Source organism: Mycolicibacterium madagascariense (assembly GCF_010729665.1).
In the GTDB taxonomy this organism is placed as follows: domain Bacteria; phylum Actinomycetota; class Actinomycetes; order Mycobacteriales; family Mycobacteriaceae; genus Mycobacterium; species Mycobacterium madagascariense.
Genome location: NZ_AP022610.1, coordinates 1,512,836 through 1,529,876, shown reverse-complemented (window position 1 = coordinate 1,529,876; position 17,041 = coordinate 1,512,836). Strand labels below are relative to the sequence as shown.

General features: G+C 69.2%; 15 protein-coding genes. 7 read left to right on the top strand and 8 right to left on the bottom strand.

Annotation, left to right across the window (positions count from 1 at the left end; genetic code table 11):
* Position 1: 1 nt before the first annotated feature.
* Positions 2-1,579, bottom strand: coding sequence for a tyrosine-protein kinase domain-containing protein (locus tag G6N60_RS07185; protein WP_163734539.1), 1,578 nt, complete (start codon positions 1,577-1,579; stop codon positions 2-4).
* Between the two features lie 117 nt (positions 1,580-1,696).
* On the opposite strand from G6N60_RS07185, the gene G6N60_RS07180 reads away from it, so the two are divergent.
* Positions 1,697-3,187 (top strand): O-antigen ligase family protein, encoded by a 1,491-nt coding sequence (locus G6N60_RS07180; protein ID WP_163734536.1) that lies wholly within the window; start codon positions 1,697-1,699, stop codon positions 3,185-3,187.
* Here G6N60_RS07180 and G6N60_RS07175 read toward each other — a convergent pair.
* The 5 genes from G6N60_RS07175 to G6N60_RS07155 all read right to left on the bottom strand — a co-directional run bounded on the left by G6N60_RS07175 (position 3,111) and on the right by G6N60_RS07155 (position 8,471).
* Complete coding sequence (locus tag G6N60_RS07175; RefSeq protein ID WP_163734533.1) at positions 3,111-4,250, bottom strand: glycosyltransferase; 1,140 nt, start codon at positions 4,248-4,250, stop codon at positions 3,111-3,113. The two genes, G6N60_RS07180 and G6N60_RS07175, sit on opposite strands and share 77 nt — an antisense overlap.
* Positions 4,247-5,335 (bottom strand): lipopolysaccharide biosynthesis protein, encoded by a 1,089-nt coding sequence (locus G6N60_RS07170; RefSeq protein ID WP_163734531.1) that lies wholly within the window; start codon positions 5,333-5,335, stop codon positions 4,247-4,249. The genes G6N60_RS07175 and G6N60_RS07170 overlap by 4 nt, the downstream gene beginning before the upstream one ends.
* Before the next feature lie 61 nt (positions 5,336-5,396).
* Positions 5,397-6,527 carry a glycosyltransferase gene (locus tag G6N60_RS07165; RefSeq protein ID WP_163734528.1) on the bottom strand — a complete coding sequence of 377 codons (1,131 nt, stop codon included), beginning with the start codon at positions 6,525-6,527 and terminating at the stop codon, positions 5,397-5,399.
* Positions 6,527-7,207, bottom strand: coding sequence for an acyltransferase (locus G6N60_RS07160; protein ID WP_163734525.1), 681 nt, complete (start codon positions 7,205-7,207; stop codon positions 6,527-6,529). The genes G6N60_RS07165 and G6N60_RS07160 overlap by 1 nt, the downstream gene beginning before the upstream one ends.
* 154 nt (positions 7,208-7,361) lie before the next feature.
* The gene (locus G6N60_RS07155) at positions 7,362-8,471 is read right to left on the bottom strand and encodes a glycosyltransferase (protein ID WP_246240408.1); all 1,110 of its coding nucleotides are present in this window, start codon (positions 8,469-8,471) and stop codon (positions 7,362-7,364) included.
* Between the two features lie 254 nt (positions 8,472-8,725).
* Between G6N60_RS07155 and G6N60_RS07150 the strand changes: the two genes are divergently transcribed.
* Genes G6N60_RS07150 through G6N60_RS07140 form a run of 3 tightly spaced genes read left to right on the top strand, consistent with a single transcriptional unit; the run spans position 8,726 to position 11,312 of the window.
* A complete protein-coding gene (locus G6N60_RS07150; RefSeq protein ID WP_163734519.1) occupies positions 8,726-10,354 on the top strand; it encodes an acyl-CoA carboxylase subunit beta in 1,629 nt (542 codons plus the stop codon).
* A 25-nt stretch (positions 10,355-10,379) separates the two neighbouring features.
* Positions 10,380-10,661, top strand: coding sequence for an acyl-CoA carboxylase subunit epsilon (locus tag G6N60_RS07145; RefSeq protein ID WP_163734516.1), 282 nt, complete (start codon positions 10,380-10,382; stop codon positions 10,659-10,661).
* Positions 10,662-10,667: 6 nt separating this feature from the next.
* Positions 10,668-11,312: a Maf family protein gene (locus G6N60_RS07140; protein WP_163734512.1), complete on the top strand. Its 645-nt coding sequence runs from the start codon at positions 10,668-10,670 to the stop codon at positions 11,310-11,312.
* Positions 11,313-11,316: 4 nt separating this feature from the next.
* Here G6N60_RS07140 and G6N60_RS07135 read toward each other — a convergent pair whose 3' ends face one another.
* Both G6N60_RS07135 and G6N60_RS07130 read right to left on the bottom strand, forming a co-directional pair.
* The gene (locus G6N60_RS07135) at positions 11,317-12,297 is read right to left on the bottom strand and encodes an NAD-dependent epimerase/dehydratase family protein (RefSeq protein WP_163734509.1); all 981 of its coding nucleotides are present in this window, start codon (positions 12,295-12,297) and stop codon (positions 11,317-11,319) included.
* Positions 12,290-13,609 (bottom strand): nucleotide sugar dehydrogenase, encoded by a 1,320-nt coding sequence (locus tag G6N60_RS07130; RefSeq protein WP_246240406.1) that lies wholly within the window; start codon positions 13,607-13,609, stop codon positions 12,290-12,292. The genes G6N60_RS07135 and G6N60_RS07130 overlap by 8 nt, the downstream gene beginning before the upstream one ends.
* A 116-nt stretch (positions 13,610-13,725) precedes the next feature.
* Here G6N60_RS07130 and G6N60_RS07125 point away from each other — a divergent pair, with 116 nt between their 5' ends.
* The 3 genes from G6N60_RS07125 (at position 13,726) to G6N60_RS07115 (ending at position 16,962) form a co-directional block, all read left to right on the top strand.
* Positions 13,726-14,622, top strand: a complete 897-nt coding sequence (locus tag G6N60_RS07125; protein WP_163734501.1) for a sulfurtransferase — start codon at positions 13,726-13,728, stop codon at positions 14,620-14,622.
* Positions 14,619-15,047 (top strand): SufE family protein, encoded by a 429-nt coding sequence (locus G6N60_RS07120; protein WP_163734498.1) that lies wholly within the window; start codon positions 14,619-14,621, stop codon positions 15,045-15,047. The genes G6N60_RS07125 and G6N60_RS07120 overlap by 4 nt, the downstream gene beginning before the upstream one ends.
* Positions 15,048-15,162: 115 nt before the next feature.
* The gene (locus tag G6N60_RS07115) at positions 15,163-16,962 is read left to right on the top strand and encodes an acetyl/propionyl/methylcrotonyl-CoA carboxylase subunit alpha (protein WP_163734495.1); all 1,800 of its coding nucleotides are present in this window, start codon (positions 15,163-15,165) and stop codon (positions 16,960-16,962) included.
* Positions 16,963-17,041 lie beyond the last annotated feature (79 nt).

The window sequence follows — 17,041 nt, the reverse complement described above, 5'->3', positions numbered from 1 at the left end:
GCTATTGACTTTCCTCGGGGGCGGCGCGACGGCCGCGCCGCGACGGGCTGCCCGAGCCGACGAGCCCGTCCTTCACCGCCGGGATCGTCTGCGTGTCACCATCTCCGGCGTCGCGGTGGGCCGCACCGGTGCCGCCCTCGTCGGCCGCGTGGGCGTCGGCCCCGGCGTCGTCGCGGTGGACTTGCCGGTCGTGCCTACGCTTGGCCAGCGGTCCCACCTGCTCGAAGGTCACCACGGTGCCGAGGACGTCGACGTCGGCGGTCGCGAGCTTCTGCAGCGCGCGCCGCAGCGCGGTCGCGGTGGTCTGGCGGATCCTCGCGAGGACGAGCGCGCCGTCGGCCAGCGCCGCGATGGCGACGCCGTCGTAGTAGGCGTCCAGCGGCGGGGTGTCGACGATGACGAAGTCGAAGTTCTCGCTGAGGCGCTGCAGCACCGCCTGCGCGTGGTCGGTGGCCCACAGTTCGGCGGGACGGGCGACGCGGGGTCCGGCGGGCAGGACGGCGATGGTGTGCTGGCCGGCCGGGACGTTGCGGATCACCCCGTCGGCGACGTCGTGCTCGCCGGCCAGGGCCGTGCTGAGACCGCGTTCGCCCGCACTCCTGCGGAGCGCGTCGCTGAGCGGCAGCACCTCGGTGAGCCCGGCGTGGCGCAGGCTGCCGTCGACGACGACGACCGAGCGACCGGTCTCGGCAAGCGCCGCGGCCAGGTCGATGGCGACCGTCGTGCGCCCCTCCTCCGCCGACGGGCTCGTCACGGCGATGACCCTGGCCTGCCCACCCCTGGAGGTGGTGGCGAAGCGCAGGTTGGTGCGCAGCTCGCGCACGCGCTCGGCGTAGAGACCGTCGGCGTCGAAGTCCGCGACCGCGACGTGGGCGCGCGCCGAGTCGGCCGGGAGACCACCGAGTACCGCGGAGTCGCTGGCGGACTCCACCGTCTCGCGCCCCCGCAGCCGCTTGTCGAGGACGCCGAAGATGACCGCCAGGAGCAGCCCGAGGATGAGGCCCGCGGCGACGCCGAGACCGATGCGCGTCGCGAGGCCGAGCCCGCCGGGTGAGGTCGGGTAGTTCGCGTCGTCGACGACGACCGCGCCCGCCGCCGGGCTGCCACCGCGGCGCGAGGTCTCCAGCTCGGCCACCAGCCCGACGAGGGAGTCGGCGACCGCGTTGGCGTAGGTCTGCGCCTGCGCCGGGTCGGGATCCTTGACGCTGATGTCGAGCAGCACCGTCTTCGGCTGGGGTGTCGCGGTGATCCTGCTCCGCAGCTCACCGACGGACAGCGGGGACTTCAGCTGGTCGATGGTGCGGGCCGCAACCTGTTCGCTGGTGGCCAGTGCGGCGTAGGACACGACGCGCTCCTGGGAGAACAGGTTGTTCTGGTAGGCCTCGGCGACCGAGGAGCCGTTCTGGGTCGCCACGAAGAGCGTCGCGGTGGACACGTAGTCGTTGGAGAAGAAGGACGGCAAATACTTGTTGACTGCCGAGAGGCTCGTTGCGTAGCCAAGGCCGCCACCGATCAGCGCGCAGACGAGGATGATCCACCAGAACCGGCGAAATATCCGAAAATACTCCTTGATATCCAACGGAAGACCTTCCACGTTTACGAAGGAAACAACGGATCGAAGTTAGCGGGCGGACCCGCCGAGGCATAGCTAACACGCCAGAGCTGTGGTTGCAGGTTACCAGTCAATGCTGGCACCATGACCATCGTGACGACCCGCTGGGATCTGGTTCGCGACTATGGCGTCGGCGCAGTGATCGTTGCCAGCGTGCCGGTGGCGGTGTATCTCGCGATCGGTTTCGGAAAATTGGGAACGTTTGCCGCAGTGGGCTTGATCGGTCTCGTCGCGGGCATCTACATCGGCCTGCGGCATCCGTTGTGGCTGTATTGGGGCCTCGCGTTCATCCTGGCCGCGCTGCCGTTCGGATACTTCCCCGGCGTTCACCTTCCGATGTACCTGGCCCTGGCCTTCGGCGTCGTGCTGGCCGCACTGATCCACCCGAGCGAACGCAAGGGGCTGTCGCGGCTCGAGATCGCCGTCGTCGTCCTCGTCGTGGTGTCGGGTCTGACGCTGGTGTTCGGCGGCATCACCCTGCCCGGCATCATCGAATACGGCAGATGGGCCGTCGCAATGCTGGTGATGCTTGCGTTGCTGCGGCTGTCGTGGCCGAACATGGCGCGGTTCGGGCGCATCTACGTCTACACCGCGGCGGCCAACGCCATCTACGGCGTCTTCATCGTCGTCGCCGATCCCGAGCAGAAGTCCTACCGGCTGCTGCGGATCTTCGGCTACGGCGCAGGGGGTGACGCCGACGCCCTGCGGTACGCGTTCGTCAACGCCCAGGGCGAGATCACCAGCCTGCGCCTCGGCGGTACGTGGGTGGAACCCAACAGCGCCGGCCTGAGCATGCTGTTCGCGCTCGCGATCGGCGTCCTGGTCCTCAAGGGGTGGCGCCGGTGGGTGGTGACGGCCATCTTCCTGGTGGCGATCCCGCTGACGCTGAGCCGCGCCGCCCTCGCGACCATCATCGTCGGCTTCGTGCTGGTGCTGATCTTCCACACCATGCGGTCGCGGGACCGGATCCTGGGGCTGGTGGCGCTGGCCCTGGTGCCCGCGGCGGCCATGGCGATCCCGACCGTGCGCGCCCGCATCTTCTCCACGCTCGGCAGCAACGATCCCGGCGCCAACGACCGGGCCCGCTCGCTGCGCGAGTTCCCCCAGACGATGTCGGGGCACTGGCTGTTCGGACTGGGCTGGGGCCGCCCGGAGTTCAAGAACGGCAACCTGGCCTTCCAGCTCAACTACGTGTCGAACGCGCCGCTCATCACGGTGTACCGAGGGGGCATCTTCGCGGGTCTGGCGTTCGTCGGCGTCATGGTCGTCGGCTGCCTGGTGGCCTACCGCGCGCTGCGGTCGGCGTCGATGGGCAACGCGATCATGGGCGGCTTCTTCATCAGCGCGTGCTTCCTGGCGCTGCAGCTCGACCACACGGTGGCCTCGGTGTCGCAGCCGGTCATGCTGTTCGGCATCCTGCTCGCGTTCCTCTCCTCGACCGAACGCACCAGTGGGTCACCACCGGGTGGCGACCCCGATCCGCCTGAGGCGCCACCGATTACGCGTGCACCCCGGCCTGCAACAGCTGCTCCACCGCCCGGTGCGGGCGGCGTTCGCGCCACCATTCCTGGTTGAGTTCGTAGAGCCGGCTGCCCCAGCTGACCGCTGCGTCGCGGTCCAGCAGCAGGCGACGGCACTCGGCGATGAAGCTCTCGTCGTCGTCGAAGGTGGTGAATTCGAACGGCTCCTTGAGCGACCCCACGGCCGCACTGGTGCCGATGACGGGCAGCCCCATCCGGATGGAGTCGAGCAGCTTGACCCGCACCCCGCCGCCGGTCTTGATCGGGGCCATCAACGCCCGGCAGGTGCCCAGGAACTCGGGCAGGTCGTCGACGAAGCCGAGGTCCTTGACCCCGGCGGGGTAGGTCGGGTCCTTCGCGCCGGTCTTCTTGGCCCCGATCACGCACAGCTCGGCGTCGGGGATGCCCTGGGCGATGCGCGGCCAGAGCCGAAGCGCGTACAGGAAGCCCTCCTGGTTCGGCGGCCAGTCCCTGGCGCCCATGAACACCAGCCGCCGATCGGTCTTGGTCACGTCGACCTGCGGGATGGGCGGCAGCGTCACCTCCATGAACCGCGCGCCCGCGATGCCGTTGTCACGGTACATCTGGGCCTCTTCGATCTCGTAGCAGCCGACCGCGTCCGCGGCGCGCGCGGTCCGCAATTCGTCGCGCAGCAGTCGGGGCGCTTCGATGCGGCCCAGCAGCCCGCGGGTCGACAACCACACCTGCGACTCGGTGTTGATGGTGTTGATCACCAGCCCGGCGCGGCCGAAACGGGAGCTGCGCAGGAAGGTGTCGGCCATGAAGCTGTGCTCGGCGACGAAGACGTCGGCGTCGTCGGCCTCGATGGCCTCGAGCAGCTCGTCGGTGTCGAACCGGACGTGGACCAGGCTGCGCTTGGTGCGCAGCGAGCCGAGGAGCAGCTGCGGCGGGTTGACGGGGTGCTGCACGACGCGGGTCAGGCGCAGACCGCCCTCGACGACGTCGGTGTCGATTGTGCCCGGCGCTTCGTGGGACAGCGCGATGGCCGAGACGTCGAACGCGGTCGCCGCCAAACGCATTGCCACCCTTGACAATTCGATGTCACCGCCGTGTTCGGTCACGGGGTCCTTCGACAGCAGGAATGTCACCTTGGTCATGGTTTGGCCTTTCGATACAGTGCGACCGCGTAGATGGCGAGGAGTATGGCGTCGGTGGTGACCGTGGCCGTCGCCGCGCCGACGGCGCCGAAGACGGCCAGCACGGCGACCAGGCCCAGCTTGACCGGGACGAGGCCGAGATTGGCGCTGAGCCGCAACAGGTCTCGGCGCTGGGTGTAGAGCACGACCTGGAACGAGCTGCTGATCGTGCGCATCGCGCAGAACACCGACATCAGCGTCATGGCGATGGCCAGCTCGGCGGGGGCCGGCGAGATCAGCAGACCCACGCCGATGATCAGGACCACCGAACCCGTTGCCGCGCCGAGCAACAGCGTGTTGCGCAGCCGCGGTCCCGCGGAAAGGTCACCGTCGTGCTCGCGCAGCGACTGGTGGAACGACATGCCGTAGGACTGACCGATGACGGCCAGGGCGACGGAGATGGAGATGGCCACGGTGTAGTACCCGACGATGGTGCTGTTCGTCAGCCAGCCCAGCAGCAGCACGTCGCCCTGCAGGTAGGCCGCGATGCCGAGGGTCTCCCCGATCAGCACGAACACCAGCCGGGGCGGGCCGGGCAGGCGCGGCCGGTGCGGGAGCGCCACGACGCCGGCGAGCAGCGCGGTGACGGCGTAGGGCAGGCAGTAGAGCATGCTCGCGACCTGCAGGGTGGGGTGGCCGTGCACGAAGAGGTACAGGCACGCCAGCCCGACACCGCTCATCCGCTGGATGGTGTCGATGCGAGAGACGTGCAGCGGCTTGCCATCCCGGAAGAACTGGCTCTGGAAGACCCGGAAGATGATCTCCCCGCCCGCCACGAAGAGCCCGAACCACGCGATGTAGTTGACCTCGAGCAGCGCGACGCCGGCGGCCATGAAGGCGATGCCCATGAGGTAGCGGGTGGTGCGCTCGCCGAGGAAGTGCTCCTCGGATTCGCGCGCCGCCCTGACCATGAACGGGTTGTCCAGCGGGGGGCCGACGATCGACGCCAGGGCGAAGCCGAGGCCGTACATGCCGTAGTCGGCGACGCCGAGGCGGCTGATGAGCGCCAGCGTCCAGAGCAGCCCGACGCCGCGGCCGCCGTACATCCAGACCGCCGTGAGACCCAGCTGGACGAACGACCGCGACCCGGACTCGGTGGTGGACAGGTCAGACCCCTTCGGACTGCAGCGCGAGCAACTCTGCCCACACGGCGACGAACTGTTCGGCGATCCGCGGGCCCGACCGCGCCTGGCGGGTGCGTTCGGCGTGGTCGCCGAGCGTCGCGAGACGGACGGGGTCGTTCAGCAGGGCGGTGGTCGCCGCGGCCACGTCGGCGGCGACGGTGGCCGCCTCGGAGCCGCGGTGCGTCGGGACCACGACGGTGCCGGTCTGCGTTCCGAGTTCGGCCAGCGAGCCGTAGTCGGTGGAGATCACCGGGGTCCGGTAGGCCGTGGCGTGGGCGACCACGCCGGACGCCGGGTAGGTCTCGGCGTAGAAGTGCCGTTTGCCGTAGGGGACGACGATGGCCTGCACCGAGTCGAAGAACGCGTCTTCGCGGGCGCCGTCGACGCCGCCGAGGATCTCGACGCCGTCCATCCGCGGCAGCTGCTCGGTACCGCGACCGGCGACCCTGATCGTGATGTCGTCGGGCAGGTGCTGGCGGATCGCGGCGATCTGGTCGAATCCCTTGCCGCGGTAGACGAGTCCGAAGAAGCCGACCGCCCTGGGCCGGTCCTGGGCGGGCCGGATGGTGGGCCGCTCCCGCACCAGGTGCGGAACGTAGTGGGTGTGCGTCCTGGGGTAGGTGCTGGCGATGGCCCGGCGACCGGTCTCGGTGAGCGCGAACAGGGTTCGGTCGCGATAGACCGCCCCCTCCAGCGCCCGCGAGGCCGGGCGCAGCGGGTAGTGGATGCCGTGGGTGAGCAGCCTGCTGCGGGCGAGCCACTCGGTTCGGGCCGGCAGCCACGGCCCCTGCGGGGGATCGTGCACCGTCGAGCTGATCGGCACGCCCTTCAACCCGGCGGTCGCCCAGAACGTCGCCAGCACCCCGGTGGACAGCTCGGCGTGCACGAGCACCTTGGCCCCGGGTGCGCCGGAGACGAGCTCGGCGACGGCGCGGCGATGTCGGCGGATGTCGCGCACCGTGTCGGTACCCGGCCCGGTCGTGCGTTGCTCGACGACCTCGCCGAAGTGCGGACGCACGGCGTCGACGAAGTCCTGGGCGTAATCGCCGACGGCCGTCTCGCCTTCCGCTGGAGCAACGAAGACCAAGCGGCAGTCGGAGAGCGGGTGCCCCATCAGAAGAACAGCGGGCGGTACTTGAAGTCGCGGTACTCCAGAGCCTCGGGATTGCGCTTGCCCAGCACCTTGGCCGGAACGCCGCCCACGATGGTCAGCGGCTCGACGTCCTTGTTCACCAGGGCCTGCGCAGCAACGACCGCGCCGCGGCCGATGAGGCTCGGCAGGATCATCGCGCGGCTGGCGATCCAGACCTGGTCCTCGATCACCGTGGGGATCGGGATCGGCAGGAAGTCGGGATGCTGCACGTCGTGCCCGCCCCCGATGATGTGCACGTCGCTCGCGATCGTCACGTTGTTGCCGACGTAGAGGCCGCCGCGGGCGTCGAGCATGCAGCGCCACCCGAACTGGGTGTTGTCGCCGATGGTGAGGAACTCGATGTCCAGCACCGTGGTGCCGCGATTGATCGAGACGTTCTTGCCGATCGTCGCACCGAACCGCCGCAGGAACCATTGCCGGAACAGGTGCGACGGAATGTGGGTGACGACCATGTTGAAGACGAGCATGCCGATGCGGTTGATGGCCTTGCGCGCAAAGGTCATGCCCTGCATCTTGTAGTCGATCACGCGGTTGTCGGGGCCGAGGATCCACTCGGGCTCCGGTGGCAGCTTCAGCCCGGGGGCGGCGGCCAGCTTCCTCGCGACGTCCTCGGGATCGGCCTTCGTCGGCTCAGGTAACACGTCTTGACTCCTGTCGTGGTTCCGGATCAACCATAGCCCCGTGCTCGTCGGCGACGGCGGTCGTCAGCTGTCGTGCAGGGTTGCTCGGGCGCCTGGTTCGAAGGCCATCATGGCACTCCTTGACGTCGATCGCAGCAAAGCTCGGACGGTGTCGTCAGGGCACCGGGGCCAGCTGGTCGACCTCGGCGTACAACCGGCGGACGTAGTTCTCCTCGCTGAACTGCAGCACGTGCTTGCGAATCGCCTCCGGGTCGAAGGTGGCGCGCTCGAACCGGTCCAGCGCGTCCTTGATCGGCCCGGGTTCCGGCTCGTCGAAGAACACGCCGGTGACGCCCTCGGCGACCGTGTCGAGGAACCCGCCCCACCGCAGGACGATGCTCGGCCGCCCCCACGCCGCACCCTCGATCGGGGTGAGCCCGTAGTCCTCGTAGCTCGCCGCCACGACGGCCCGGCACCCGCGGTAGAGCCACGCCATCTGGCCATCGGTGAGATCGGACACCATCAGCACGTTCGGCGTCATGACCTCGCGGATGCGGTTCGCCTCCGGCCCGCGGCCCACGACGACGAGCCGCCGCTTGCCGTCGGCGAAGGCCCGGACCACGGCCTCGACGTTCTTGTAGGGCAGCAGACGCGACACGCACAGGTAGAAGGAACCCTCCGCGGGCGCGGACCCCAGCCAGCGTTCGACCTCGGCGATGGGCTCCGGCGTCGCGGTCTCGCCCATCGCCACCGGCGAGGGCACCACGTCGGCCTCGATGCCGTACGCGTCGAAGATGCGCCGCTGCACCACCGTCGAGATCGCCAGGTAGCGGTCGCACGACAGGGCCGCTCGGCGGTCCCAGGGGCGCAGGTAGGGCGCGGTGACCGCCAGCCCGGCCCGCTTGATCACGCCGCTGTCGTCACCGAGGTACATCTCCGGCAGGTAGAGCCAGCGGGCCGGCGAATGGCAGTGGATCAGCTTGCGCCCGTTGGTGCGAAAGCCGTGGGCCCAGCCGCTGGAGCTGGTGACGACGACGTCGGCGTCGATGAACATCGAGTTGGCGACCGCGGGCAGGACCGGCAGCGCGGCGCGGTGGTTCTTGCGCAGCGGGGCCACCAGGTTGAACCTCGACACCCGCACGTCCAGGTCGGCGAACTCCGGATAGGTGTTGCCGGGGTCGTACAGCATCGTGTAGATCGGCGCGTTGGGGAAGGCCCTGGTCATCGACAGGACCACCTTCTCGGCCCCACCTCGCTGGGTCAGGTAGTCGTGGGCGATGGCCACCCGAGGTCCATCTACCCCGTCGTACCGGGGAACTCGTTCCACTGCGGGATCCCTCCACCCGTCCTGGGCGTTGCTGCCCGCGACGCTCGAGAATGCTTGAAACCCCCGCGACCATTGAACAGGCAAACCGCACGCGCGCCAAACCGGCTAATTTGCTGACGCCGCCGCCCGCCAGCCCGGCAAGCGATTTGCCGGTGAATCTCCGCGGGACACCTCGCACGTCGCCGATGCCCCAGCCGATAGCATGCCTACTCATGACGAGCGTTACCGAGCCCGCCGCCGGGCAAGAGGTCGACATCCACACCACCGCGGGCAAGCTCGCCGATCTCCGCAAACGCACGGAGGAGACGCTGCACCCCGTCGGCGAGACCGCCGTCGAGAAGGTGCACGCCAAGGGCAAGCTGACCGCGCGGGAGCGCATCTTCGCCCTGCTCGACGAGGGTTCGTTCGTCGAGCTCGACGCCCTGGCCAAGCACCGCAGCAAGAACTTCGGCCTCGACGCGAACCGTCCCGTCGGCGACGGCGTGGTGACCGGTTACGGCACCATCGACGGCCGCGACGTCTGCATCTTCAGCCAGGACGCGACCGTCTTCGGCGGCAGCCTCGGCGAGGTCTACGGCGAGAAGATCGTCAAGGTGCAGGAGCTGGCCATCAAGACCGGCCGCCCGCTGATCGGCATCAACGACGGCGCCGGCGCCCGCATCCAGGAGGGCGTGGTCTCACTTGGCTTGTACAGCAAGATCTTTCGCAACAACATCCTCGCCTCCGGGGTGATCCCGCAGATCTCCCTCATCATGGGCGCCGCCGCGGGCGGGCACGTGTACTCCCCCGCGCTGACCGACTTCGTCGTCATGGTCGACCAGACCAGCCAGATGTTCATCACCGGCCCCGACGTCATCAAGACGGTCACCGGTGAGGAAGTGACCATGGAGGAGCTGGGCGGCGCCCACACCCACATGGCCAAGTCGGGCACCGCGCACTACGTCGCCTCGGGCGAGCAGGACGCGTTCGACTACGTCCGCGACCTGCTGAGCTACCTGCCGCCCAACAGCGCGTCCGAGCCGCCGCGCTACCCGGCCCCGCCGCACCCCGGCGCCGTCGAGGACAACCTCACCGAGGAGGACCTCGAGCTCGACACGCTGATCCCCGACTCGCCGAACCAGCCGTACGACATGCACGAGGTCATCACGCGCATCCTCGACGACGACGAGTTCCTCGAGATCCAGGCCGGGTACGCGGGCAACATCGTCGTCGGGTTCGGTCGGGTCGACGGCCGCACCGTCGGCATCGTCGCCAACCAGCCGACCCAGTTCGCCGGCTGCCTCGACATCAACGCCTCGGAGAAGGCCGCGCGCTTCGTCCGGACGTGCGACTGCTTCAACATCCCGATCATCATGCTGGTGGACGTGCCCGGCTTCCTGCCCGGCACCGACCAGGAGTACAACGGCATCATCCGCCGCGGCGCCAAGCTGCTGTACGCCTACGGCGAGGCGACCGTGGCCAAGATCACGGTCATCACCCGCAAGGCCTACGGCGGCGCGTACTGCGTGATGGGCTCCAAGGACATGGGCTGTGACGTCAACGTGGCGTGGCCGACCGCGCAGATTGCCGTGATGGGCGCCTCGGGTGCCGTCGGGTTCGTCTACCGCTCCCAGCTCAAGGAAGCCGCCGCCGAGGGCGCCGACGTCGACGCGCTGCGGTTGTCCCTGCAGCAGGACTACGAGGACACCCTGGTCAACCCGTACGTCGCCGCCGAGCGCGGGTACGTCGACGCGGTGATCCCGCCCTCGCACACCCGCGGTTACATCGCGGCGGCGCTGCGGCTGCTGGAGCGCAAGATCGTGCAGTTGCCGCCCAAGAAGCACGGCAACATCCCGCTCTGACCCTCCCATCGAGAACGGATCGAACGTGTCACAGGACGTCGACATCACCGAGGTGTCCAACGCCGCGGAGCTGACCATCGACGCGCCCGTCGAGCCGACGGTGCCGGAGATCAGGATCCTCAAGGGCAATCCCACCGACGAGGAGCTGGCCGCCCTGGTCACCGTGCTCGCCGGCGCGAGCGGCGCCCCGGCCGAGCCGGGCCCGCAGGAGCTCAACCTGTGGGGCCACCCGGTGGACAAGCTGCGGTACTCGAGCGTGAGCTGGCAACGGGTGACGCTGGTGGGGCGCACGCACAACCGGCGCTGAGGACCCGTGACGACACGGGTGGTCCTCGCCTCGGCCTCCCCCGCCCGGCGGGCCGTGTTGCGCGCCGCGGGGATCGACCCGGTGGTGCTGGTCTCCGGGGTCGACGAGGACGCCGTCGTCGCGGCACTGCCCGACGACACGGGCCCCGGTGAGGTCACGACGGCGCTGGCGGTCGCCAAGGCCGACGCCGTGCTGGCTTCCCTCGACACCGAGCTGAGGGCCAATGGCGTTGTCATCGGCTGTGATTCGATGCTGTACCGGGACGGTCGACTGTGGGGCAAGCCCCCGACCGAGGCCGCGGTGCTCGAGGGCTGGCGCGCCATGGCGGGGACGTCGGGGCGGCTCTACACCGGGCACTGCGTCATCCGGCTGCGCGACGGCGTCGTCGAGGCGCGCGTCGCCGACCACGAGGTGACGACGGTGCGGTTCGGCCGGCCGTCGGAGGCCGACCTTCGGGCCTATGCCCGCAGCGGTGAACCTACCTCCGTCGCAGGCGGTTTCACCCTCGACGGTCTCGGCGGCTGGTTCGTCGAGGGCGTCGACGGTGACCCGTCGGCCGTCATCGGCATCAGCCTGCCGCTGACGCGCCGCCTGCTCGAGCGCACCGGCCTGCTCATTTCAGAACTGTGGCAAGGCAATTCGCCCGACTGACCCGTCACATCAGGTCGTTGGCCGGCTTCACGTCGCGGTTCTCGCGGTACCACGCGACGGTGCGGGCGAGACCCTCGTCGAGGTCGACCTCGGGCGACCAGCCCAGAGCGCGCATCTTCGTGATGTCGGGGCAGCGCCGCGGCGTCCCACCGAAGGCGGCCTCGCCGGGCTGAATGTCCAAGTCCACGCCCACGATTCGGCCGATCCGCTCGGCCAGGTTGCGAATGCTCAGCTCGACGTCGCTGCCGATGTGATAGACCTCGCGGTGGCCGCCGTTGGCGTACATCGTCAGGATGCCCTGCACCACGTCGTCGACGTAGCAGAACGACCGGGTCTCACTGCCGTCGCCCTGGATCGGGAACGCGGCGTCCCCCGCGTCCTGGGCGGCGAGCGCCCGCAGGATGAACTGGGGTTCGACGTGCTTCCACCCCATGTTGGGCCCGAACACGTTGTGCGGCCGGAACACCTGGACCTTGCGGTAGTGCTCCTGGGCGTAGTTGAACGCGATCAGCTCGGTGACGATCTTGGAGCCGCCGTAGGAGTACCGGGGATTGAGGCTGTCGGGCAGCATCAGCGGGATGGTCTCGGGCGTGGGCACGATCGACGGGGTTTGGTACACCTCGGCGGTCGAGGCCAGCACCACGTCCGGCACGTTGGCGGCGCGGCCGGCGTTCACGACCGCGAGCGCGCCGCGCAGTCCGACGTCGAGCACCAATTCCGGCTGGGTGTAGAAGTTCTCGGTCCCGTTGATCGCCGCGAGGTGCATGACGACCTCGGCGCCGGCGAACGCGCTCTCCAGCGCGTCCTGGTCCCGCACGTCGCAGGTGTAGAGCCGGACGTCGTCGGCGACCTCGGCGAACCGGCTGGCATCACCGCGCACCATGTTGTCCACCACGGCGACGTCCCAGCCGTCGTGGACGAGGCGCTTGACCAGATGTGCGCCGATGAAGCCGCCACCGCCGGTGACGACGATGCGCTCACCCACGGGTCGGCGCCAGTCCGCTGCGGCCCACGGCGTAGTACGAGTCGCCGAGTTCGGAGGCCGGGAGGTGGCTGAAGTGGTTCCAGTAGTCGAACACGAACCCGCCGGGGCTGGTGAATTCGCTGATGGTGCGCGGCGAGATGTGGCCAAGGGACGGGTGGTTGTTCGCGATCACCACCACCGATGCGCCGCTGACGGCGTCGCCGAACCGGCCGAACGTCTTCTCGTCGGGGAACTCCGAGGTGAGCACCTCCTGCGGGGTGACGGGATCGTAGAGGCCGATCTCGGCATTGGGGTGCGCCTTCTTCAGGGCGTCGAGCACCTTGATCGACATCGATCCGCGCAGGTCGCTGGTCTCGGGCTGACCCTTGAACGCCATGCCGAGGATGTTGATCTTCAGCGGGCCCGTCAGGCCGCGCCGCTCGATCTCACTGGAGATGAACTGCACGGTCTCCTCGGGTTGGCGTTCGTTGACCAACCGGCCCGCCGACGTGATCTCCAGGGAGATGCCCCGGGTCCGCGCGCTCTCCATCAGGATGTGCGGGTCCTTCTCCAGACACGGACCGCCCACCAGGCCGGGCAGCGGGATGTTGGTCCGGCTGTAGCCGAGCTTGCCGGAGGAGATGACCTCGTGGGCGCTCACGCCGAAGGCGTCGCACACCCGGGCGACCTCGTTGGCAAACGCGAATTGGACGTCGCGGAACGTGTTGCTGACGAGTTTCATGATTTCGGCGGTTTCGATGCCGGACACCGAGACGATCGAATTGGTCAATTTCCGGAATACCGCCGCGGCACGATCGGCCACCGCCTGATCGTCGGCGCCGACGATTTGCGGCAATTCGCGCAATTCCTGCAGGGCCTTGCCCTCCAGCGTCCGCTCGGGGCACATCGCGATGTCGTACTGCTTGCCGCTGGCCGTCAGGATCGGGGCGACCACGTCGCGCGTGGTGCCGATCTTCACCGTCGAGCGCAGGATGACCAGGGCCCCGTCGGCCATGTTGGCCGCGATGTCCCGCGCCGCGGCCTCGATCATGTCGACCCGGGCGACGCCGTCGGCGGACAGCGGCGTGCCCACGGTGATGATGTAGGTGTCGCAGGTGAAGGAGTCGTCGAACGCCTCGGTGGCGACGAGCTTGCCCGAGCGCGTCACCCCGGCGAGCGCGTCGGGAAGTCCGGTCTCGGTGAAGTGGGGAACGCCCTCGTTCGTCATGTCGACGATGTCGTTGCGCTTCTCTATGCCGATGACGGAATTGCCAGCCTCGGCGAGCACGGTCGCCAGGGTCAGTCCGACGTAGCCAAGCCCGACGATTCCCACATCATACTTTGCTGGCAAACTCATCATTCCTCGAATTATTACAGCAACCCCTGGCGCGCCTCCAAGTTTCACCCTTGCGGCGCAGCGGCGCATTTCGGCGCCAGTAGGCTCTAGGGGTGCCTCTGCCCGCGGACCCGCATCCCTCTCTCGCCGAGTACGCCCACCCCGAGCGCCTGGTGACCGCCGATTGGCTGGCCGGCAACCTCGGCCGCCCCGGTCTCGCGATCGTCGAATCCGACGAGGACGTCCTGCTGTATGACACTGGACACATCCCCGGCGCGGTCAAGATCGACTGGCACACCGACCTGAACGATCCGACGGTCCGCGACTACGTCGACGGCGAGCAATTCGCGGCCCTCATGGACCGCAAGGGCATCGCCCGCGACGACACCGTCGTCATCTACGGCGACAAGAGCAACTGGTGGGCCGCCTACGCCCTGTGGGTGTTCACGCTGTTCGGCCACCCCGACGTGCGCCTGCTCGACGGCGGCCGCGACCTGTGGGTGTCCAACGGTCGCGACACCACCCTCGACGTGCCGTCCAAGACCACGACGGGCTACCCGGTCGTGGAGCGCGACGACGCCCCGATCCGGGCCTATCGCGAGGACGTGCTGGCGGCGCTCGGCACGCAGCCGCTGATCGACGTGCGCTCGCCCATGGAGTACACCGGCGAGCGCACCCACATGCCGGACTATCCGGAGGAGGGCGCCCTGCGCGGCGGCCACATCCCCACGGCGCAGTCGATTCCGTGGGCCAAGGCCGCCAAGGACAACGGGCAGTTCCGCAGCCGGGCCGAACTCGACGAGCTGTACGGGTTCCTCGCGCCACAGGACGAGACGATCGTCTACTGCCGCATCGGCGAGCGCTCCAGCCACACCTGGTTCGTGCTGACCCACCTGCTCGGCAAGCAGGGCGTGCGTAACTACGACGGGTCGTGGACCGAGTGGGGCAACGCCGTGCGCGTGCCCGTCGCGGTCGGGTCGGAGCCGGGCGAGGCCCCCGGCGCCGCATGAGTGCGATGCCGGCGGCGCTGGCCGAGGTGGTGTCGGAGTTCGCCGAGATGCAGGGCCAGGACAAGCTGCAGTTGCTCCTGGAATTCGCCAATGAGTTGCCGCCGCTGCCTGCCGACCTCGAGCAGGCGGCCATGGAGCCGGTGCCCGAATGCCAGTCGCCGCTGTTCCTGCACGTCGACGCCGGCGACCGCGACCACGTCCGGCTGTACTTCAGCGCGCCCGCCGAGGCGCCGACGACACGCGGGTTCGCGGCCATCCTGGCGGCCGGGCTCGACGACCACACCGCCGACGAGATCCTCGACGTGCCGGACGACTTCTACTCCGAACTGGGCCTCGGCTCACTCATCAGCCCGCTGCGGCTACGGGGGATGTCGGCGATGCTGACCCGGATCAAGCGGCGTTTGCGCGCGGGGTCCGCGGAGTAGGCGAAAACTACCCGCCAGTAACGGACACCGCCTCACCCGGGATCCAGGCCCGCCGCTTAAACTGCCTCCGATAGATTCTTAAAGAGGTTTCTTAGACATGCCATCAGGAGGCGCAGTGCCAAGTCACGCCAGCTCGAAGATCTCCAAGGTGCTCGTCGCCAACCGTGGCGAGATCGCCGTCCGGGTGATCCGGGCCGCCAAGGATGCCGGGTTGAGCAGTGTCGCGGTCTACGCCGATCCGGATGCCAACGCGCCGCACGTGCGCCTCGCCGACGAGGCCTTCGCCCTGGGTGGCCAGACCTCCGCGGAGTCCTACCTCGACTTCGGCAAGCTGCTCGACGCCGCCGCCAAGTCCGGCGCCAACGCCGTGCACCCCGGCTACGGATTCCTCTCCGAGAACGCCGACTTCGCCCAGGCCGTGCTCGACGCGGGGCTCATCTGGATCGGGCCGAGCCCCCAGTCGATTCGCGACCTCGGCGACAAGGTGACCGCCCGCCACATCGCGGCCAGGGCGCAGGCGCCGCTGGTGCCCGGCACCCCGGAGCCGGTGAAGGACGCCGACGAGATCGTCGCGTTCGCCAAGGAGCACGGCGTCCCGATCGCCATCAAGGCCGCGTTCGGCGGTGGCGGGCGCGGCATGAAGGTGGCGCGCACCATCGAGGAGATCCCCGAGCTGTTCGACTCGGCGACCCGCGAGGCCGTCGCTGCCTTCGGCCGCGGCGAATGCTTCGTCGAGCGCTACCTCGACAAGCCGCGCCACGTCGAGGCCCAGGTCATCGCCGACACGCACGGCAACGTCATCGTCGCGGGCACCCGCGACTGCTCGCTGCAGCGCCGCTTCCAGAAGCTCGTCGAGGAGGCGCCCGCGCCGTACCTGACCGACGCGCAGCGCAAGGAGATCCACGAGTCGGCCAAGCGCATCTGCAAGGAGGCCGGCTACTACGGCGCGGGCACCGTCGAGTACCTCGTCGGGCAGGACGGCCTCATCTCCTTCCTCGAGGTCAACACGCGCCTGCAGGTCGAACACCCGGTGACCGAGGAGACCTCGGGCATCGACCTGGTGCGTCAGCAGTTCCGGATCGCCAACGGCGAGGCCCTCGAGATCACCGAGGACCCCACGCCGCGCGGTCACTCCTTCGAGTTTCGCATCAACGGCGAGGACGCGGGCCGCGGCTTCCTGCCCGCCCCGGGCCCGGTGACGCTGTTCGATCCGCCGACGGGTCCCGGCGTGCGCCTGGACTCCGGTGTCGAGACCGGCTCGGTCATCGGCGGACAGTTCGACTCGATGCTCGCCAAGCTCATCGTCACCGGGGCCACCCGCGACGAGGCGCTGGATCGCTCGCGCCGCGCGCTGGCCGAGTTCACCGTCGAGGGTCTCGCCACGGTCATCCCGTTCCACCGCGCCGTGGTGTCCGACCCGGCGTTCATCGGCGACGACGACGGCTTCACCGTCCACACCCGCTGGATCGAGACCGAGTGGGACAACACCGTCGAGCCGTTCACGGCGGGCGCGCCGCTCGACGAGGAGGACCCGCAGCCCCGGCAGAAGGTCGTCGTCGAGGTCGGTGGCCGCCGCGTCGAGGTCTCGCTGCCCGGCGACCTCGCGCTCGGTGGCGGGGGTGCTGCCGCGACGCCCGGCGTCATCCGCAAGAAGCCCAAGCCGCGCAAGCGTGGGGCGGTCGGTGGCGCTGCCGCGTCCGGTGATGCGGTGACGGCCCCCATGCAGGGCACGGTCGTCAAGGTCGCCGTCGAGGAGGGCCAGCAGGTGTCCGCGGGTGACCTCGTCGCCGTGCTGGAGGCCATGAAGATGGAGAACCCCGTGACGGCCCACAAGGACGGCACGATCACCGGACTGGCCGTCGAGGCGGGTGCCGCGGTGACCCAGGGCACCGTGCTCGCCGAGATCAAGGACTAGCCGCCGCCGCAGGCTTGCAACCACCCGCCGAGACTGCTGGGAGATCGCGAAGAGCGCCAGCATCGCGATCTCACAGCAG